The 22979-nt window shown below is 68.1% G+C and carries 2 protein-coding genes; both read left to right on the forward strand.

Going from position 1 to position 22979, the window contains the following annotated elements; all coding sequences use genetic code 11:
• Window positions 1–14 precede the first annotated feature (14 nt).
• Complete coding sequence (locus C8K36_RS02155) at window positions 15–10682, forward strand: non-ribosomal peptide synthetase (RefSeq protein WP_107982794.1); 10668 nt, start codon at window positions 15–17, stop codon at window positions 10680–10682.
• A 102-nt stretch (window positions 10683–10784) separates the two neighbouring features.
• Complete coding sequence (locus tag C8K36_RS02160) at window positions 10785–22973, forward strand: non-ribosomal peptide synthetase (protein ID WP_107982795.1); 12189 nt, start codon at window positions 10785–10787, stop codon at window positions 22971–22973.
• The last annotated feature ends 6 nt before the right edge of the window (window positions 22974–22979 follow it).

The raw sequence follows: 22979 nt of genomic DNA on the forward strand, positions 1-22979 counted from the left end.
AAGGACATAAGTACATGGCGGCCCAGCAGCCCGGAGTCGACGCGTTCACGATCGAGGACCTGCCTCGGCTCCTCGCCGGCGTGGTCGAGGTCGATCCCGAGCGGATCGCCCTGACCTCCGGTGACACCACCGTCACGTACGCGCATCTGAAGCAGGAGATCGAGACCCTCGACGCGGCGATGGGCGGGGTTCTCGGCATCGACGCGCTCGTCCCGGTCGTGTTGTCCACCGTCGCACCGGGTCTGCTGGAGACGCCGGAGACCGGGGGACTGTCCGGACTCCTGAGCGCCCTGTTCGAGGATGCCGCAGCAGTTCTCGGTGACTCGGCCACAGCCGGGCCCTCCGCCGAACCGGCCGCGACGCTGGTCTCGCTGTTCGACGAGCAGGTGGCACGCACTCCCGACGCGGTCGCCCTCGAGTTCGACGGCGTGACCCTCACCTACGCGCAGTTCGACGCCCGGGCCAATCGCCTCGCGCGCCACCTGATCTCGCTCGGCGTGGGACCGGACAGCCTGGTGGGTCTGGGGATCCGCCGTTCGCTGGACCTGCTCGTGGGCATGTATGCGATCGTCAAGGCGGGTGGCGCGTACGTGCCGCTCGACCCGGATCATCCCGCCGATCGTCTCGGCTACGTCCTCGACATCGCCCGCCCTGTCGCGATTCTCACGACGACCCGGGACGGGCTGACGCTCGACACCGGCACCCCGATCCTGAAGATCGACGAGATCGACCTGCAGGGTCACTCGGGTGAACCGATCGTCGACGCGGATAGGCGTGCTCCTCTCTCCGGGGACAACCTCGCGTACGTCATCTTCACCTCCGGTTCCACGGGCCGCCCCAAGGGTGTCGCAGTCGGGCACGGCGCGATCGTCGCCAACCTGCGCTGGCGCCAGCACATGTACCCCATGTCCGGCGCAGACGTGGTGCTGCAGAAGACGCCATTCACCTTCGACGTGTCGGTGTGGGAGTTCTTCTGGCCGCTGCAGGCCGGTGCACGCCTGGTGATCGCGGCACCCGACGGCCACCGGGACCCGGCGTACCTCGCCCGGGTGATGGTCGAACGCGGCGTCACCGTCGCGCATTTCGTGCCGTCGATGCTGTCGGTGTTCGTAACCGAACCGACTGCGGCGACCGTCACGACGCTGCAGAACGTGTTCGCGTCCGGGGAGGCATTGCCGCCGCAGACCGCCGCCCGCTTCCGGGCGATCTCCGGTGCCGCGCTGCACAACCTGTACGGACCCACCGAGGCCGCCGTCGACGTCACTTTCCACGAGGTCACCGCGGACGACGAGGCGACGGTTCCGATCGGTGCCGCGGTCGCCGACACCGACCTGTATGTGCTCGACGAGGGACTTCGCCGCGTCCCCGCCGGCACCGAGGGCGAGCTGTACCTCGCGGGCGTGCAGTTGGCGCGCGGCTACCTGCAACGGCCGGATCTGACGGCCGACCGCTTCGTCGCCGACCCGTACGGCGCCCCCGGCGACCGCATGTACCGGACGGGTGACCTCGTCAAGGTCAGTAGGTCAGGCGAGCTCGAGTACATCGGCCGCACCGACTTCCAGGTGAAGCTGCGCGGTCTGCGCATCGAACTCGGCGAGATCGAGTCGGCCCTTCTGGGGCATCCGGCGGTCTCGCAATCCGTCGTCGTGGTGCACTCCGACGCCGACCTGGGCGACCATCTCGTCGCGTACCTCGTCACCGACGGCGGCGCGGACGTCGACCGCCACGAGTTGGCGGCTGCCGTGAGTGCGCGTCTGCCCGAGTACATGGTGCCGTCGCTGTTCGTCGCGCTGGCCGAGTTCCCTCTCAACGCGAGCGGAAAGCTGGACCGCAAGGCCCTCCCCGCACCGGACTTCTCGTCACTGGCCAGTGAGTACCGCGCTCCCGGCACTCCCACCGAGGAGACACTCGCCGCGACGTTCGCGGACGTCCTCGGCACCGACCGCATCGGTGTCGACGACGACTACTTCGCGCTCGGGGGTAACTCGCTCAGCGCCACCCGCGTGGTCGCGCGCATCAACGCGGACCTCGGCATCCGCATCGACGTGCGCGACTTCTTCGATGCTCCCACCGTCGCGCGGCTCGCCGCCCTGGTGGACGGGGCAGTCGCAGCCGGTGGCGCCACCCGGGCACCGCTGGTGGCGCAGGACCGTCCCGATACCGTTCCACTGTCGATGGCACAGCAGCGGATGTGGTTCCTCAACCGCTTCGACACCGATTCTGCGGCAAACAATATCGTCGTCGCGATCCGGCTCACCGGAGCCCTCGACGTCGACGCCCTCCGCGTCGCCGTGTCGGACGTGATCGAACGCCACGAGTCGCTCCGCACCGTCTTTCCCGAGATCGACGGCACCGCAAGTCAAGTGATCCTGCCGGCCGACCGGGTCGCCGTCGATTTCACCGCCGAGACGGTGAGCGAATCGGAGGTTGCCGGTGCGGTGGCCGAGACGATCTCGCGGGGATTCGACGTCACCGCGGCCGTCCCGTTCCGGATGCGACTCCTCGCGGTCACGCCCACCGAGCACGTGCTGGTGGTGGTCGTGCACCACATCAGCGCCGACGGATTCTCGATGGGCCCGCTCACGCGCGACATCGTCGGGGCGTACGCCGCTCGGTCGGCCGGGGCCGCGCCGACCTGGGCGCCCCTCGCCGTGCAGTACGCCGACTACGCGCTGTGGCAGCGCGACGCCCTGGGTAGCGAGGACGACCCCGAATCGGTTGTCGCACAGCAGGTGGAATTCTGGCGAGAGGCGCTCGCGGATCTGCCCGACCGTCTCGACCTGCCCATGGACCGCCCTCGCCCTGTCGCGGCGACTAATTCCGGTGCATCACATCGCTTCTCGATCGATGCGGACGTATCCTCGCGGATCGATGCGATCGCGCGTGAACATGGCGCCTCGACGTTCATGGTCGTGCACGCGGCACTGGCGGTGGTCCTGGCGCGGCTCAGCGGTACCACCGACATCGCGATCGGCACTCCGGTGGCGGGTCGCGGTGAGGCTGCGCTGGACGACCTCGTCGGGATGTTCGTCAACACGCTCGTACTGCGCGCCGACGTCCGTGCCGATCGTCCGTTCGCCGACCTGCTCGTCGAGGTGCGGAACACCGACCTTGCGGCGTTCGGCAACGCGGACGTGCCGTTCGAGCGACTGGTCGAGGTGCTGAACCCGGCCCGTTCGCAGGCCCGCCACCCGCTGTTCCAGGTGGTCCTGTCGTTCCAGAACATGGACCGGACCGAACTCGCGCTCGGAGACCTCACGGTGTCGGGCGTCGACTTCGATGCGGCGGTCGCGAAGTTCGACCTGGCCGTCACCGTCGCCGAAACGGATTCGGCGACCGGGGGTCTGGACGTGGACCTCACATACGCAACCGACCTGTTCGACGCGTCGACCATGCGTACGTTCGCGGACCGCTTCATCCGCGTGCTGGACGCCGTCACCGCCGATGCCGCCGTCCCGGTCGGCGACATCGATCTGCTCGACGACGCGGAGACGTCCGCGCTGACCGCGAAGGCCGACGACGGAGGCACGGAGTCGCTGCTGCTGCCGCAGATCCTTGCCGCCGCAGCGAACTCGGATCCGGCCAGGACCGCTCTCGTCTCCGGCGACGACACCGTCACCTACCGCGACCTCGACGACCGGTCCTCGCGTCTGGCCCGCGCACTGATCGCGCGCGGCGCCGGGCCGGAGACCGTGGTCGCGGTCGCGCTCACCCGGTCGATCGAATCCGTCACCGCGGTGTGGGCCGTCGCCAAGACGGGTGCCGCGTTCGTGCCGGTGGACCCGAACTACCCGGCCGACCGCGTCGCGCACATGGTCTCGGATTCGCGTGCGCTCCTGGGCATCACCGTCGCCGCGCTTGTCGGCTCCCTGCCCGCGACGCTGCCGTGGATCGTCGTCGACGAGTCCGCGACCGTCGCCGAGGTCTCCGCGCAGTCCGCCGCGCCCGTGGTCGATGCCGATCGTGTCCGGCCGCTGCGTGTCGCCGATTCCGCGTACGTCATCTACACGTCGGGTTCGACGGGTGTCCCGAAGGGCGTCGTCGTGACGCACGCCGGCCTGGCGGCGTTCGCGGCCGAGCAGGTGGAGCGGTACGGCATCGGGTCTGATTCCCGGACCCTGCATTTCGCGTCGCCGAGCTTCGACGCGTCCATTCTCGAGCTGCTGATGGCGTTCGGTGCCGGCGCGACGATGGTGATCGCGCCGACCTCGATCTACGGCGGTCCCGAGCTGGCCGAACTCCTGCGTGCGCAGCAGGTCACCCATGCCTTCGTCACACCGGCCGCACTGGCGTCGGTGGACCCGGCGGGTCTGGACGCGCTGCGTACCGTCGTCGTCGGCGGCGAGGCATGCCCGCCCGAACTCGTCACGCGCTGGGCTCCCGGCCGAAAGATGTTCAACGCGTACGGCCCCACCGAGGCCACCGTCGCGTCCAACATCTCCGACGCCCTCGTTCCCGGGGAACCCGTCACGATCGGCCGCGCCATCCGCGGCGCCGCCGCCTACGTGCTCGATGCTCGCCTGCGTCCCGTTCCCGCCGGCGTGCCGGGGGAGTTGTACCTCGCCGGCGCCGGTGTGGCCCGCGGCTACCTCGGGCGTCCCGCCCTGACCGCGGAACGCTTCGTGGCGAATCCGTTCGGCGAACCGGGATCGTGCCTGTACCGCACGGGCGACGTCGTGCGCACGACGCTCGATCGCGTGCTCGAGTACGTGGGTCGCGCGGACGACCAGGTGAAGCTGCGCGGATTCCGCATCGAACTCGGTGAGATCGAAGCGGTGCTGTCGGCGCACGACACGGTGGCTCAGGTGGCTGCCGTCGTGGTGCGGGACCAGCTCGTTGCGTACGTGGTGGCTGCCGCCGGCCGGTCGATCGACGCGGCCGAGGTCACCGAGTTCGCGGCCCGCTCGCTCACCGCGTACATGGTGCCCGCTGTGGTGATGGTCCTCGATCGTCTGCCGCTCACCGGTAGCGGCAAGCTGGATCGGAAGGCCCTGCCGGAGCCCGAGTTCGAGGCGCGGCAGTTCCGCGCCCCGGCAACTCCGGTCGAGGAAACGGTGGCATCTGTGTTCGCCGATGTTCTCGGTGTCGACCGAGTCGGCCGGGACGACGACTTCTTCGCGCTCGGCGGCAACTCGCTCCTCGCGACCCAGGTCGCGGCTCGCCTCGGCGCAGCCCTCGACACGACCGTTCCTGTGCGCGTTCTGTTCGACGCGTCGACCGTCGAATCGCTCGCCGCACGCGTCTCCGGATCGACGGACGCCGCGACGACACCGCTCGTGGCCGGCCCGCGACCGGACCGGATTCCGCTGTCGCTCGCGCAGCAGCGCATGTGGTTCCTGAACCGCCTCGAGCCCGAGTCCGCGGTGAACAACATTCCGCTGGCCATCCGCCTGTCCGGTGACCTCGACGTCGCATCTCTTTCCGCGGCGATCGGCGACGTCCTGGACCGCCACGAATCGCTGCGCACCGTTTTCCCGGACGTCGACGGGGTGGGCTACCAGTCGATCCGCCCCACTGCGGACGTCGCGACAGCGGTCGCCTCGGAAACAGTCGCGGAGGCCGAGATCGCTTCGCGCATCGAAGATCTGGTGACGGCCGGATTCGACCTCACCGTCGATGTTCCCGTGCGGGTGCGTTTGTTCGCGACCTCCGCGACCGAGCATGTGCTCGTTCTCGTCGTCCACCACATTGCCGCCGACGGCTTCTCGATGGGTCCGCTGATCCGCGACGTCATGGCGGCGTACGCGGCGCGGGTCGACGGTCAGCTTCCGGCGTGGGCCCCGCTCGCGGTGCAGTACGCCGACTACACCCTGTGGCAGCGCGAGGTTCTCGGGTCCGAGGACGATCCGGAATCGGCGATCTCGCGGCAGCTCGGTTACTGGAGGCAGGCGCTCGCGGGTCTCCCGGACCAGCTGGACCTGCCCACCGACCGTCCGCGACCGGCCGTCGCGGGCTATCGCGGCGCCCGCCAAACCGTCGAGGTCCCGGCCGCCCTGCAGTCCGCCGTCGTCGAGCTCGCGCGTGAGCGCGGTGTCACGCCGTTCATGGTGGTGCACGCGGCGCTGTCGGTGTTGTTGGCACGCCTGAGTGGCACGTCGGACATCGCTGTCGGCACCCCGGTCGCAGGTCGCGGTGACGCCGCTCTGGACGACGTCGTCGGGATGTTCGTGAACACCCTCGTCCTGCGGACCGAGGTGGACGCCGGTTCGTCGTTCGACGAGTTGCTGTCGCAGGTGCGCTCGTCGGATCTCGCGGCGTTCGGGCACGCGGACGTGCCGTTCGAGCGGCTGGTCGAGGTCCTCGATCCGGCACGCTCACAGTCCCGTCATCCGCTGTTCCAGGTGATGCTCACGTATCAGAACCTGGGTCTCACCGCGTTCGAGCTCGGCGGGCTCGGGGTCTCGGAGGTCGACTTCGATTCCGCGACCGCGAAGTTCGATCTTCAGGTCACCGTCACCGAGTCCGACTCTGGTGCGCTGTCGATCGATCTGACCTATGCGACGGACCTGTTCGACGCCGATACGATGCGTGTCTTCGGCGACCGCTACCTGCGCATCCTGTCCGCGGTGACGTCCGCGCCGTCGGTGCTCGTCGGCGACATCGAGTTGCTCGACGACGTCGAGCGGTCACGGGTGGTCGAGGAGTGGAACGCGACCTCGCAGCCGGTCCCGGATGCCACGTTGGTGAATCTGTTCGAGCAGCAGGTGGCGCGGACTCCGGACGCGACGGCGTTGGTGTTCGAGGGTGGGGCGCTGAGCTACGGCGAGTTCGCGGCACGGGTGCACCGCACGGCCCGGTTCCTCATCGGGGAGGGCGTCGGCCCCGACTCGCTCGTCGGTCTGGGGATGCGGCGGTCGTTGGATCTGTTGGTGGGCATGTACGCGGTGCTCGAGGCGGGCGGCGCGTATGTTCCGCTCGATCCGGACCAACCGGCCGAGCGCAACGGCTACATCCTCGAGACCGCGAATCCCGCCCTCGTGCTGTCCACGTCGCGGGAGGCGTCCGACCTTCCGGCGGCGGCACGGATTGTCGAACTGGATTCCCTCGACGTGTCGGGGTTCTCGGATTCTCCGGTCGCGGACTCGGATCGTGTTGCTCCGCTGCGTGGTTCGAACGTCGCGTACGTGATTTTCACGTCGGGTTCGACGGGTCGTCCGAAGGGTGTGGCGGTCGAGCATGCGGCGATTGTGAATCGTCTGGTGTGGATGCAGGCCGAGTACGGGCTGACCGCTGGTGATGTGGTGTTGCAGAAGACGCCGTTCACGTTCGATGTGTCGGTGTGGGAGTTCTTCTGGCCGTTGCAGGTCGGTGCGCGTCTGGTGGTGGCGGCTCCGGACGGTCATCGTGATCCGGCGTATCTGGCGAAGGCCATGGTCGATCACGGTGTGACGACCGCGCATTTCGTGCCGTCGATGTTGTCGGTGTTCGTGGCCGAGCCGGCCGTGAAGAGTGTGTCGACGTTGCGGAACGTGTTTGCCTCCGGTGAGGCGTTGCCGGCGCAGACTGCGGATCGGTTCCGGTCGATCTCGGGTGCGGCGCTGCACAATTTGTACGGCCCGACCGAGGCTGCGGTGGATGTGACGTTCCACGAGGTCACGGCTGCCGATACCACGGGTGTGCCGATCGGTGCGCCGGTGTGGAATACGCAGTTGTTCGTGTTGGATGGGCGGCTGTCGCCGGTGCCGGTGGGTGTTCCGGGTGAGTTGTATCTGGCGGGTGTGCAGTTGGCGCGCGGGTACGTCGGCCGGAGTGATCTGACGGCGGACAGGTTCGTGGCGAATCCATTTGCTACGAACGGGTCTCGCATGTATCGCACAGGCGACCTGGTGTCCTGGAACAGTGCGGGCGAGCTCGACTACATCGGCCGCACCGACTTCCAGGTGAAGCTGCGTGGTCTGCGGATCGAGCTGGGGGAGATCGAGACGGCGCTGCTCGATCGGCCTGAGGTCTCGCAGTCGGTGGTGCTGGTCAAGAATGATCAGCTGGTCGCGTATGTGGTGGCGGACGATTCGTTCGACGCGGACGCCACGAAGGCAGCGCTGGCGACGAGTCTGGCGTCGTACATGGTGCCTGGGGTGTTCGTCGTGCTCGATGAGTTCCCGCTGAACGCGTCGGGCAAGTTGGATCGTAAGGCGTTGCCGGAGCCGGTGTTCGAGTCCAAGGCCTTCCGTGCGCCCACGACGCCGACCCAGGAGATCGTCGCGGGTGTGATCGCTGAGGTCCTGGGTCTCGAGCGGGTGGGTCTGGACGACGATTTCTTCGCGTTGGGTGGTAACTCGCTGCTGGGTACGCAGGTGGTGTCGCGTCTGGGTGCGGCGTTGGATGCGCAGGTGCCGGTGCGGGTGTTGTTCGAGGCGTCGACGGTGGAAGCGCTTGCCGCGCTGGTTCAGTCGTCGGCTGGTGGTGGTGCGCGGGCGGCGTTGGTTGCCGGTCCGCGTCCGGAGCGGATTCCGTTGTCGTTGGCGCAGCAGCGTATGTGGTTCCTGAACCGGCTCGATCCCGAGTCCACCAGCTACAACATTCCGCTCGCGATGCAGTTGACGGGATCGCTCGACGTCGGCGCACTGCACGCCGCCCTGCGGGACGTGCTGGTGCGCCACGAGTCGCTGCGCACCTTCTACCCGGAGGACGCGGAGGGGCCCCACCAGGCGATCGTCGCGGCAGACGACGTCGAGTTCGATCTCACCCCCGTCGCGGTGGACGCCTCGGCAGTGCACCGCCAAGTGATGGACCTCGTCGGGCAGGGCTTCGACGTGCGCAGCGCGGTGCCGTTGCGGGCCGGCCTGTTCCGGCTCGACGAGTCCACGCATGTCTTCGCGTTCGTCGTGCACCACATCAGTGCCGACGGCGTCTCGATGGCACCGATGGCACGGGATCTGGTCGCGGCGTACGCGGCACGGGTGCAGGGCGACATGCCGCAGTGGGCGCCACTTCCGGTGCAGTACGCGGACTACGCGCTCTGGCAGCGTGAGGTGCTCGGCTCCACCGATGAGCCGGGAAGCGTCGCGGCCCGTCAGCTCGAACACTGGGTGCGCGCCCTCGCGGGCGCACCGGATCAGCTCGAACTGCCGACCGACCGGGTCCGCCCTGCGGTCGCGTCGATGTGCGGCGCCGAGACCGAGTTCACGATTCCCGCCGAACTCCACACGGCACTCGAATCGTTGGCGCGCGCCGAGGGCTCCTCGCTGTTCATGGTGGCCCACAGTGCGTTGGCGGTCCTCCTCGCGCGACTGAGCGGCACGTGGGACGTCACGGTCGGTACGCCGGTCGCCGGTCGTGGTGACGCGGCGCTCGACGACCTCGTCGGCATGTTCGTCAACACGCTTGCGCTGCGCACCGAACTGGCGTCGTCCATGACGTTCACGGACGTGCTGGCGCGGGCGAAGGAGACGGACCTGTCCGCCTTCGCCAATGCCGACCTGCCGTTCGAGCGCGTGGTCGAGGCCGTCTCGTCGGACCGCTCGTCTGCCCGGCATCCGCTGTTCCAGACGGTGCTGTCGTTCCAGAACCAGCAGCAGGCGAACCTCGCACTGCCCGGCCTGACCGTCAGCAGCGTCCCGGATGCGGAGCGGGCCGCGAAGTTCGACCTGCAGTTGACGCTGATTCCGGCAGATTCGGGCAACCTCGAGGCGATCCTGACGTACGCCACCGACCTGTTCGACGAGGCGACCGTCGTGACGTTGGGACAGCGTTTCGTTCGGATCCTCGAAGCGATCGTCGACGACCGCAAGGCCGTCGTCGGTGACATCGAGATCGTGTCCGAGGATGAACGCGGAGTCCTGCCGGGGTTCTCCGCACCGCAGTCCGCCGCAGCGGATCCTGCGGGGGCGGTCGTACCCAGCACCAGCACCCTTCCGCAGGTACTGGCGACGGTGGTCGAGGCGGATCCGGAGGCCCCGGCGATCTCGGACGACGGAACCGAGATCAGCTACAGCGAACTCGACGAACGGTCGTCGCGGCTGGCGCGCGTTCTCATCGCGGAGGGTGTGGGGCCCGGCTACCGGGTGCCGGTTGCCCTCACACGATCCGCCGACGCCGTGATCGCGGCGTGGGCGGTGCTCAAGTCGGGCGCAGCACTCGCGCCGATCGACACTGCCATCACTCGGGAATCGTTCGTCTCCGATCTTCCGGCGAAGGTGGGGATCACCGATTCCCGCTACCGGGACGCCGACCACGAGGGCGTCGAATGGATCGTGCTCGACGACGCGGCCGACCTGGCGCGGATCGAAGAGCAGCCCGGCAGGCCCGTCTCGTACTCCGAGCGGACCCGCCTGCTCGAGGCGAGCGATCCGGCCGTCACCCTGGCCGACAACTCACTCGTCCTCAGTCACGGACACGCGGTGGCGCTGGCCGAACGGGACCGCGCCACGTACGAGGTCACCTACGAGTCGAGGACCGTATGCCTCGAACCGCTGACGAGTATCTGGGCCGTCACGGAGCTGCTGCTGGCGGCCACGACGGGCGCGGTGACCGTTGTCACCGAAGCCTCGGACAGTAACGTCACCGACGTTCTGGCCGACGAATGGGTGACCCACGCATTCGTGTCGAATGCCTGCGCACAGGCGCTCGACGTGGAAGAACTCGAGGACCTGGACGTCCTGGTGCTCACCGACGGCGAAGGCTCGGAGGGCGCCCCGGACGTCCGACGTGTCGTTGCCGGCGCGAACGCGTGGTCGGTGTGAGGCGATAATGATGGTTTGTTCTGGGCGATGTCGATGTGAGGAATGAGTCACTGTGGTGCGTTGTGAGATGCCGACGAGCGGTACACGAGGTGTTCGGAACGCATGAGCGAGCAGGGTCGGGAGCTGCAGGGAACGGACGGTAACGAGGGGAAGCGGGCGCGCCGCCCGCGCCCCGAGCGTCGGGAACGACCCGCGCGACGGAGTCGTACCCGGACACGGACGTTGCCGCAGTTGCTGGCAGCCGCCGTCGAACGGGCCCCGGCAGCGACCGCCCTGGTCGACGGAGACCGCTCCCGCAGCTACGCCGACCTCGACGCCTGGTCCTCGCGGCTCGCTCGCATCCTCATCGAGCGTGGCATCGGCCCGGGCGACTCGGTGGCCATCGCCGTACCCCGCTCGATCGAATCGGTGTCCGCGGTCTGGGGTGTCGCAAAGTCCGGTGCCGCGTACGTGCCCATCGATCCGAACTATCCGGCCGACCGTGTCTCCCACATGGTGGCGGACTCCGGAGTAGTCCTGGGCCTGACCACCGCCGAGGCTCACGCTTCCCTCCCCGGCGCGGTCGAATGGATGGTGCTGGGTGACGACTTCGAACGCGCCCTCGCGGAGCGCTCACCGGAACCGATCTCCTTCGCCGACCGCACCCGGACCCTGACCGACACCGACGCCGCCTACGTCATCTACACGTCCGGTTCGACAGGGCGCCCCAAGGGTGTCGTGGTCACCCAGGCGGGCCTCGGGGACTTCTGTGCCGAACAGGTGCAGCGGTACAAACTCACCCCGCAATCGCGGACCCTGCACTTCGCCTCGCCCAGCTTCGACGCCTCCGTCCTCGAACTGCTCCTTGCGGTGGGCGCGGGATCGACGATGGTGATCGCGCCACCCACGGTGTACGGCGGCGAGGAACTGGCAGCACTCATCACCACGCAACAGGTCACCCACGGATTCGTGACTCCTGCTGCGCTGGCCTCCGTCGACCCCACGGGTCTGGACACGTTCCTCGACGTCGTCGTCGGCGGTGAAGCGTGCCCTCCGGACCTGGTGGCGCGGTGGGCTGTCTCCGGCCGCAGGTTCTTCAACGGCTACGGTCCCACCGAGACCACGATCATGACGGCGATCTCGGACCCCCTCGTTCCCGGACAGCCGATCACGATCGGCGGCCCGACCCAGGGCATGTCGCTGGTCGTGCTCGACGATCGACTCCGCCCGACACCGGTCGGTGTCGCCGGCGAACTGTACGCGTGGGGCCCGGGCGTCGCGCGTGGCTACCACGACCGGTCCGCGCTCACTGCCGAGCGATTCGTCGCCTGCCCGTTCGGTGAGCCGGGCACCCGGATGTACCGCACCGGCGACGTGGTGCGGTGGAATGCCGAGCAGCAGATCGAGTACGTCGGCCGCTCCGACTTCCAGGTCAAGATCCGCGGTTTCCGCATCGAGCTCGGCGAGATCGAGACGGTCCTCGCCTCGCACGACGACGTCGACTTCGCTGCGGTCATCGCGCACGAATCCGACACGGGCAGCAAGGTTCTCGCCGCCTACGTACGCGCCGTTCCGGGGCGTTCGCTCGACACATCCGTGCTTCCCGAATTCGTGGGCCGGTCGCTGCCGCGCCACATGGTGCCGGCGACGGTGATGCTGCTCGACGAGATCCCATTGACCCCGGTGGGCAAGCTGGATCGACAGGCGCTGCCCGCGCCCATCTTCGAGGCGCGCGAATTCCGCGCACCGGTCGGGACCACCGAGGAACTCGTCGCGTCAGTCTTCGTCGACGTACTCGGCGTCGACCGCGTGGGCCGAGACGACGACTTCTTCGAACTCGGCGGAAACTCCCTCGTCGCGACGCAGGTGGTCTCCCGACTGTCCTCCGCTCTCGACGTGCAGATTCCGGTGCGTACGGTGTTCGAGTCCTCGACCGTGGAGGCGCTCGCAGCGCAGGTCGCGGGCGAATCCCGGGGGGCTTCCCGCAAGGAACTCGTGGCGGGCCCGCGCCCGGAGCGGATTCCTCTGGCGCTCGCGCAGCAGCGGATGTGGTTCCTCAATCGGTTCGAGCCCGAGTCGACGGTGAACAACGTTCCCGTCGCGATCCGGCTCACCGGATCGCTCGATGTCGCGGCGCTCCAGTCGGCCGTGACGGATGTCGTGAGTCGGCACGAGTCGCTGCGGACCGTGTTCCCGGACATCGACGGTGTCGGCTACCAGGTGGTCCGTCCGTCGACCGAGATCGGCGAACTGCTTCCCATCGAGAATGTCTCGGCGGACGGCCTTCTCGACCGGGTCGCCGCTCTGCTGGGGACCGGATTCGATCTCACCGTCGACATCCCGCTGCGGGCCGCGCTGCTCGCGGTGTCGCCGACCGAGCACGCGTTGGTCTTCGTCGTCCACCACATCGCGGCCGACGGCTTCTCGATCGGTCCGCTGACGCGAGACGTGATGGTGGCCTACGCTGCCCGCTCCGCGGGAGTCGAGCCCACCTGGGAACCGCTCGCGGTGCAGTACCCCGACTTCACGCTGTGGCAGCGGGAGGTTCTCGGTGCCGAGAACGATCCGGATTCGGCGATGTCGCGGCAGATCGGCTACTGGACGCAGGCCCTGACGGGCCTTCCGGACCAGCTCGATCTGCCCGCGGACCGTCCGCGCCCCGCGATCGCGACGAACCGCGGTGCCACGCACCGGTTCGGTCTCGACGCCGACCTGTCGGCAGCGATCGACGAGTTCGCCCGCCAGCACGCCGCCACGCCGTTCATGGTGGTGCATGCGGCGCTGTCGGTGCTCTTGGCGCGCCTGAGCGGGACGTCGGACATCGCGGTCGGTACTCCCGTGGCGGGTCGGGGCGAGCAGGTGCTCGACGACGTGATCGGCATGTTCGTGAACACCTTGGTGTTGCGCGCCGATGTGCAGCCGGGAGCGTCGTTCGACGAGTTGCTGACGCAGGTGCGATCGTCGGATCTCGCGGCGTTCGGGCACGCGGACGTGCCGTTCGAGCGTCTGGTCGAGATCCTCGATCCGGCACGCTCACAATCGCGTCATCCCTTGTTCCAGGTGATGCTCACCTTCCAGAACCTCGGGAAGGCTGAGTTCGCGCTCGGCGACCTCGCGGTCTCCGAGGTCGAGTTCGACTCCGCCACAGCCAAGTTCGATCTTCAGGTCACGGTGCTCGAGGCATCGGACGAGTCGGCCTACACGGTCGCGCTCACGTACGCGACGGATCTGTTCGACGCACCGTCGATGCACGCGTTCGGAGACAGGTTCGTGCGCCTTCTCGGCTCGGTCGTCACGGACCCCGAGATCCTCGTCGGCGATATCGAGTTGCTCGAGGATGCCGAGCGGTCACTGGTGGTCGAGGAGTGGAACGCGACGTCTCACCCGGTTTCGGATGACACGTTGGTGGGTCTGTTCGAGGCGCAGGTGGCGCGGACGCCGGACGCGACGGCGTTGGTGTTCGAGGGCGAGGCGCTGAGCTACGGCGAGTTCGCTGCGCGAGTGCATCGGACGGCCCGTCTGCTGGTGGATCGCGGTGTCGGACCCGACTCGCTCGTCGGCCTCGGCGTGCGGCGTTCGTTGGATCTGTTGGTGGGCATGTACGCGGTGCTCGAGGCGGGCGGCGCCTACGTTCCGATCGATCCGGATCAACCGGCCGATCGCAATGGCTACATCCTCGACATTGCTGCGCCCGCGTTGGTGTTGTCGACTGCGCGAGACGGGTTCGAGATTGTGGGGGAGAGGTCTGTCTCCGTCGTGAACCTCGACGACACCGATGTCTCGGAGTATTCGGACGCGCCACTGTCGGACGCGGATCGTGTTGCTCCGTTGCGTGGTTCGAATGTGGCGTACGTGATTTTCACGTCGGGTTCGACGGGTCGGCCGAAGGGTGTGGCGGTCGAGCATGCGGCGATTGTGAATCGTTTGGTGTGGATGCAGGCCGAGTACGGTTTGCGTGCTGATGATGTGGTGTTGCAGAAGACGCCGTTCACGTTCGATGTGTCGGTGTGGGAGTTTTTCTGGCCGTTGCAGACCGGTGCGCGTTTGGTGGTGGCGGCTCCGGATGGTCATCGGGATCCGGCGTATCTGGCGAATGCCATGGTCGATCACGGTGTGACGACCGCGCATTTCGTGCCGTCGATGTTGTCGGTGTTCGTGGCGGAGCCGGCAGCGAAGAGTGTGTCGACGTTGCGGAACGTGTTTGCCTCCGGTGAGGCGTTGCCGGCGCAGACTGCGGATCGGTTCCGGTCGATCTCGGGTGCGGCGCTGCACAATTTGTACGGCCCGACCGAGGCTGCGGTGGATGTGACGTTCCACGAGGTCACGGCTGCCGATACCACGGGTGTGCCGATCGGTGCGCCGGTGTGGAATACGCAGTTGTTCGTGTTGGATGGGCGGCTGTCGCCGGTGCCGGTGGGTGTTCCGGGTGAGTTGTATCTGGCGGGTGTGCAGTTGGCGCGCGGGTATGTTTCGCGGGCGGATTTGACGGCGGATCGGTTCGTGGCGAACCCGCTGTCGGTGTCCGGTGAGCGGATGTACCGCACGGGCGACCTGGTGAAGTGGAATGCTTCGGGTGAGCTGGAGTATTTGGGCCGCACCGATTTCCAGGTGAAGTTGCGTGGTCTGCGGATCGAGCTGGGGGAGATCGAGACGGCGCTCCTCGATCGGCCTGAGGTCTCGCAGTCGGTGGTGCTGGTCAAGAATGATCAGTTGGTCGCGTATGTGGTGGCGGATGATTCGTTCGACGCGGACGCCACGAGGGCTGCTCTGGCGACGAGTCTGGCGTCGTACATGGTGCCGCAGACGTTCGTGGTCCTGGATGCTTTCCCGTTGAATGCGTCGGGCAAGTTGGATCGTAAGGCGTTGCCGGAGCCGGTGTTCGAGTCCAAGGCATTCCGTGCGCCTACGACGCCGACGGAGGAGATCGTCGCGGGTGTGATCGCTGAGGTCCTGGGTCTCGAGCGGGTGGGTCTGGACGACGACTTCTTCGCGTTGGGTGGCAACTCGCTGCTGGGTACGCAGGTGGTGTCCCGTCTGGGTGCGGCACTGGATGCGCAGGTGCCGGTGCGGGTGTTGTTCGAGGCGTCGACGGTGGAGGCGCTTGCCGCGCTGGTTCAGTCGTCGGCTGGTGGTGCGCGGGCGGCGTTGGTTGCCGGTCGTCGTCCGGAGCGGATTCCGTTGTCGTTGGCGCAGCAGCGTATGTGGTTCCTGAACCGGCTCGAGCCTGAGTCCGCAGTGAACAACATTCCGCTCGCAATCAGGCTGTCGGGCGACGTGGATCCCGAGGCGCTCGCGCTGTCGGTGCAGGACGTCCTTGCCCGCCACGAATCGCTGCGGACGGTGTTCCCGGACATCGACGGAGTCGGAAGTCAGCAGATCCTCGGCCCGGACGCCGTCGACTTCGATCTCGGGATCGAGCTGGTCAGCGACGGCGCATTGGCCGGCCGTATCGAGGAGTGGGCGCTCTCGGGCTTCGACCTGACCGCCGAACTCCCGGTCCGGGCTCGGGCTTTCGCACTGTCGCCGACCGAGCTCGTCCTGGTCCTGGTGCTGCACCACATCGCGGCCGACGGCGTCTCGATGGGCCCGCTCGCGCGCGACGTGATGACGGCCTACGCGGCCCGCAGTCAGGGGGAGGCGCCCGGTTGGGCGCCGCTCGACGTGCAGTACGCCGACTACGCGCTGTGGCAGCGCGAGGTTCTCGGCAGCGAGGACGACCCGGACTCGGTGATTGCGGGACAGGCCGCCTACTGGACGTCCGCGCTCGCAGGCCTGCCCGATCAGCTCGACCTGCCGTCGGACCGTCCGCGACCCGCGGTTGCATCCAACGGTGGTGCCACGCATACGTTCTCGATAGATTCCGACCTGCGGTCTCGGATCGAGGACGTCGCCCGCACCCACGCGGCCTCGCCGTTCATGGTGGTGCATGCGGCGCTGTCGGTGCTGCTCGCACGGCTGAGCGGCACCTCGGACGTGGCGATCGGCACCCCGGTCGCCGGCCGAGGCGAGGCCGCGCTCGACGACCTGATCGGCATGTTCGTGAACACGCTGGTCCTGCGCGCCGAGATCGACGGCGGGCAGTCCTTCGCCGACCTGCTCGCGCAGGTTCGGTCCACCGACCTGGCCGCCTTCGAACACGCCGACCTGCCGTTCGAGCGCCTCGTCGAGATCCTCGACCCCGAACGCTCGCAGGCACGGCACCCGTTGTTCCAGGTCGCTCTCGCGTTCCAGAGCGGTGTGGCGGGGCAGGCCCTGGAACTGCCCGGGCTCAGCGTGTCGGGTGTCGACTTCGATATCGCGCTCGCCAAGTTCGATCTGCAGGTAACCGTCTCGGACGTCGTCGACCCCGATTCCGATCGCGCAGGGCTGTCGGTCGAAATGACCTACGCCACCGACCTGTTCGACCCTTCGACCGTCGTCTCGATCAGCGAGCGATTCGTGCGGCTCCTCGACTCGCTCGTCGCCGACGCCTCGGTGCCTGTGGGCGATGCGCTTCTGCTCTCGGATCCAGAACTCGGGGCCCTCACCGCCGTCGCCGGACCGGAGGTGACGCGACTCGAGACCCTGACCGGGATTCTCGGCCGCAACGTGGCGTCGGATCCCGACGCTCCGGCACTCAGCTGCGGCGACATCACACTGACGTACCGGAACCTCGACGAGCGTTCGAGTGTTCTCGCGCGTGAGCTGATCTCACGTGGCATCGGGCCGGAGAGCGTCGTCGCACTGTCGTTCCCGCGTTCCTGGGAGATGGTGCTGTGCGTGTGGGCGGTCGCGAAGACCGGTGCTGCCTTCGTGCCGGTGGATCCGACGTATCCGGAGGACCGAATCGAACATATGGTGACGGACTCCGCTGCGGCGCTGGGTATCGCCGTGGCCGACTCGATCACGGATCTGCCGGGTGCGGTCTCGTGGTGGTCGCTCGACGATCTCGAACGGGCTGCCGTCGAGGCCGGGCATTCCTCGCAGCCCGTCGCCGACCGTGACCGGACGCGACCCCTGCGGCTCGATCACGCCGCCTACGTGATCTACACGTCGGGTTCGACGGGCCGGCCGAAGGGCGTCGTGGTGACACACCGTGGCCTGTCGGGCCTGGTGGATCAGTCCGTGGAGCTGTACTCGGTGACCGCGTCGGATCGTGTGCTGCACATCTGCTCGCCGAGCTTCGACCCGTCGGTGTTCGAGTGGGCCCTCGCCGCGGCGGCGGGTGCGGAGCTCGTCGTCGTACCTCCGACGATCCTCGGCGGCGAGGAACTGCATGCTCTGCTCGCCGATCGCAAGGTGACCGTCGCGATCATCACGCCCGCCGTTCTCGGATCGATGAACCCCGAGGGCCTCGACGACCTGCGTCTGCTGTCCGTCGGCGGCGACGCGTCGACCACCGAACTCGTCGGGACCTGGGCGCCGGACCGGCAGTTCTTCAACGCGTACGGTCCGACCGAGACCACGATCATCTCGACGCGAGGAGAGTTGTTCGCCGGCAAGCCCGTCACGGTCGGTGGGCCGGTCCCCGGCGTGGGCGCACTCGTCCTCGACACCCGACTGCGTCCGGCGCCCCGTGGTGTCGCTGGTGAGCTGTACCTGACGGGGGGTGCGCTCGCGCGCGGCTACCACGGGCGCGCCGCGCTCACGGCGGACCGGTTCGTGGCCAACCCGTACGGCGCTGCGGGAGAACGGATGTACCGCACCGGTGACGTCGTTCGGTGGACCGCGTTGCCGAGCGGAGCGGCGGCGGGCGCCACCGACATGTCGATCGAGTACGTCGGCCGCTCGGACTTCCAGGTCAAGGTCCGCGGCTTCCGAATCGAACTCGGCGAGATCGACAGCGCGTTGACGGACTGCCCCGGAGTGTCGTTCGCGACCACGATCGGTTACCGGATGCCGTCCGGGCAGACCGCGCTGGTGTCGTATGTTCTCGCCGACCGGGTCGACACCGACACGATATCCGCGCACGTCGCGTCGCTGCTGCCGTCGTACATGGTGCCCGCGTCGATCATCGTCCTGGACGAGGTACCGCTCACCGCAGTCGGCAAGCTCGATCGTCAGGCCCTGCCGGCACCGACCTTCGAGGCGCGTGAATTCCGGGCCCCGGTGTCCGAGACGGAGGTGCTCGTCGCGCAGGCTTTCGTGGACGTGTTGGGAGTCGATCGGGCAGGCCTGGACGACGACTTCTTCGACCTCGGCGGAAACTCGCTCGTCGCGACCAAGCTCGTGGCACGGCTCGGGGCGGCCCTCGACACACGGGTCCCCGTCCGCGAGTTGTTCGATGCTTCCACCGTGGAAGCCCTTGCGGCACGCTTGGAATCGTTCACCGGTGCAGTCCGGCACGCACTCGTGGCACGACGTCACGAGGGCAGGATTCCGCTGTCGCTCGCGCAGCAGCGGATGTGGTTCCTCAATCGCCTCGAGCCCGAGTCGGCAGTGAACAACATCCCGATCGCCGTCCGGCTCACCGGAGACCTCGACGTCGAGGCGCTTCGAGAGGCGGTCGTCGACGTCGTGTCCAGACACGACGCACTGCGTACCCGGTATCCCGAGCACGGCGGTGTCGGGTACCAGTCGGTGCTCCCCGTCCAGGATGTGGTGGCCGACTGGGACTTCGGGCCCGAGCAGGTCGGCGCCGCCTCGTTGAACGAGCGGCTGAGCGCAATCGCGCTGACTGCATTCGACGTGACGGCCGAGGTGCCACTGCGGGCGCGTCTGTTCGAACTGTCGCCGTCGTCGTACGTGTTGGCGCTCGTCGTGCACCACATCTCCGCGGACGGCGTGTCGATGGGACCACTGGTTCGCGACGTCATGACCGCGTACGTCGCGCGGGCGACCAGGTCCGCTCCCGGCTGGGCTCCGCTGGACGTGCAGTACGCCGACTACGCCGTCTGGCAGCGCGAGACTCTCGGTTCCGAGAGCGATCCGGACTCGCTGATCGCGAAGCAGATCGCCTTCTGGAAGGCGAAGCTGGCGGGCATCCCGGATCAGCTCGATCTGCCCACGGATCTCCCGCGGCCGGCCGTGCAGTCGTACACCGGCGCGACAGTCGGAGCTTCGGTCGACGCCGAAACACATCGCGGCCTGGTGGAATTGGGCCGCAAGCACGGTGCGAGCCCGTTCATGGTCATGCACGCGGCTTTGGCGGTATTGCTGGCGCGACTGTCGCGCAGCAGCGACATCGTCGTCGGCACCCCGGTGGCGGGCCGCGGTGAGGCCGCGCTCGACGACCTGATCGGCATGTTCGTCAATACCCTCGCCCTGCGCGTCGAGGTCGACCTCGGGGACTCGTTCGTCGATCTGCTCGCACGCGTGCGCAGCACCGATCTCGACGCTTTCGCGAACGACGATGTTCCGTTCGAGCGTCTCGTCGAGGTCGTCAACCCGGTCCGCTCTCGGGCCCGACATCCGCTCTTCCAGGTGGGCTTCTCCTTCCAGAACATGAAGAACGAGGTCCTCGAACTTCCGGGACTCGCGGTTGCTCCGGTCGACGTCGACTTCGAACTGGCCAAGTTCGACCTGCACGCCACGATCGTCGACAACGTGGACGCGAACGGTGATCCGGCCGATTTCAGCGTCGATTTCACGTACGCGACCGACCTGTTCACCGAGGCGACGGTCCGCCGGTTCGCGCAGATGTATGCGCGGATCCTGCGCGGTGTCGTCGCCGATGCGTCGGTATCGGTCGGGGACCTCGAGATGATCGACGTCGACGAGCGTGACCAGGTACTCGGACGGTGGAATGAGACCCGGCATCCGGTCGGGAGCGACCTCACGCTGGTCGATCTGTTCGACGGCCAGGTCGCCGGCGCCCCCCACGCCCCGGCCCTCGTGGCGGCGGGCGAACGGCTCTCGTACGCGGAGTTCGACGCGCGGGTCAACCGGTTGGCCCGTCGCCTGATCGGGATGGGCGTCGGACCGGAATCCCGTGTCGCGCTGGCAATGCGGCGTTCGGTCGACCTGCTCGTCGGCATGTATGCCGTCGCGAAGGCCGGCGGCGCCTATGTGCCGATCGACCCGGACCATCCCGCGGACCGCACCGCTTATATCCTCGAGACGGCGCAGCCGGTCTGCGTGCTGGCCACCGCCCGCGAGGACGTCGAGATGCCTGTGCACCTCCCCGTGCTGCACGTCGACATCATCGACGGCACGGAACTCGACGCCAGTCCCATCACCGATCGCGAACGCACGTCACCGCTGCGACCGGCGAACACCGCCTACGTGATCTTCACGTCGGGCTCGACTGGCAGGCCCAAGGGCGTCGCCGTCAGCCACGCGGCGATCGTCAACCAATTGGAATGGAAGCGCGCCGAATACGGCCTCGACGCCTCGGACGCCGCGCTGCTCAAGACCGCGGCAACGTTCGACCTGTCGGTGTGGGAGTTCTGGTCCGCACTGACGTCGGGCGGACGCCTCGTCGTGGCGTCCCCGGACGGCCATCGGGATCCGGCCTACCTCAACGCACTGATGCGTCAGGAGGGCGTCACGACCCTGCACGCAGTCCCGTCGATGCTGCAGGCGCTGCTCGTCGAATCGGGGGACCGGCTGCCCGAGACACTGCGCCGGGTACTCGCGATCGGCGAGGTGCTGCCGGCCGACACCGCCGCACGCTTCGTGGCGGCGGGGACCGCCGACCTGTTCAACCTCTATGGACCCACCGAGGCCGCGGTATCGGTCACGGCACAGCGCGTCGAGGACACAACCGGGTCCGCGGTCCCCATCGGCGGACCCGAATGGAATACGCGACTGCTCGTCCTCGACGACCGACTGCGTCCCGTCCCGGTCGGCGTGCCCGGCGAGCTGTACCTCGCCGGTGCCCAGTTGGCGCGCGGCTACTTCGACCGCCCGGCGCTGACCGCCGACCGATTCGTCGCCGACCCGTACGGTCCGGCGGGGGAGCGGATGTACCGCACCGGGGACGTCGTCGCGTGGCGTACCGACGGCACCCTCGCCTACGTCGGGCGCGCCGATTTCCAGGTCAAGGTGCGAGGCTTCCGAATCGAACTCGGCGAGATCGAGGCGGCGTTGCGGGTGCGCACCGACCTCGCCGAGGCGGCGGTCGTCGTGCGGAACGACGGCCGATCCGGCGACCGGCTGGTTGCGTACATCGCGTCGACGGGCACCGCGCCGATCGACACCGCCGAACTTGCAGCAAGCCTCGCGGCCGCCCTGCCGTCCTACATGGTGCCGTCGGTCTTCGTCGAACTCGACGCCCTTCCGCTGAACGTGAACGGCAAGATCGACCGCAAGGCACTGCCGGCCCCGGTGGCCGAGACGCGGCAGTTCCGTGCTCCCGTGACGCCACTCGAAAATGCGGTGGCCTGTGCCTTCGCGGACGCGCTCGGGGTCGACGAGGTCGGTCTGGACGACGACTTCTTCGACCTCGGCGGCAATTCGCTCGTCGCGGTGACCGTCGTGTCCGCGCTGCGCGACGCTCTCGACGTCGCGTTGCCGCTGCAGTGGATGTTCGTCGATCCCACGGTGGAGAGCATCGCTGCGCGGATCGAATCCGGTGCGCACACCGTCGCAGACCTGGACGACGACGAGGCCGCCGGCCTCGGAGTGGTGCTGCCGGTGCGGGCCTCGGGAACCTCGGACCCACTGTTCTGCATCCACCCGGTTACCGGGCTGTCGTGGGGCTTCGCCGGATTGGCCGGGTACGTCCACGAGGACCGCCCGATCTACGGGATCCAGTCGCCCGCTCTGAGCGAAGACATTGAGCTGCCCTCGAGCATCGAGGACTGGGCCGCGCTGTACGTCGATCGGATCCGGCGAGTCCAGCCGAGCGGCCCCTACCACCTCATCGGTTGGTCCCTCGGCGGATCGATCGCCCACGCCATGGCGGTACTGCTGCGGGGCATGGGCGAAACGGTGCAGACCCTCGCCATGCTCGACAGCCATGTGGCAGATCCGGAGACGGGCGTCGCCGAGTACGAGGATCCGTCATTGGCCGACCTCCTCGGTGAGTTCGCGGCCGAACTCGCCGGCGGAGACGTCGCGCTCCGACAGTTGGATGTCGAGCGCGTCGACACCATCCTGCGCGGACTGCCGGCACCGTTCGACCGGATCACAGGTCAGGGTTGGGATCGCATTGTCGAGAGCATCTCGCATTCGTTCGGTCTCCTCGACCGCTACCGTCCGGGTGACTTCGACGGAGACCTGCTCTATTTCGGCGCGGACATGGGTGAAGCCGACGGCGTGGCAGGCTGGCGCGATTCCATCCGCGGATCGGTCGACGTGGTCCCGGTCGCGGTGGGACACCGGCAGCTGCTGTCACCGGCAGCACTCGAGGTGGTCGGACCGGAACTCGACCGATACCTGCGTCGCTGACCGGAC

This window comes from Rhodococcus sp. OK519 (genome assembly GCF_003051005.1).
Lineage (GTDB): Bacteria > Actinomycetota > Actinomycetes > Mycobacteriales > Mycobacteriaceae > Prescottella.

Excerpts from the sequence above, each read along its gene's own strand:
- C8K36_RS02155 (WP_107982794.1), top strand. The coding sequence starts at position 15 with ATGGCGGCCCAGCAGCCCGGAGTCGACGCGTTCACGATCGAGGACCTG.
- C8K36_RS02160 (WP_107982795.1), top strand. The coding sequence starts at position 10,785 with ATGAGCGAGCAGGGTCGGGAGCTGCAGGGAACGGACGGTAACGAGGGG.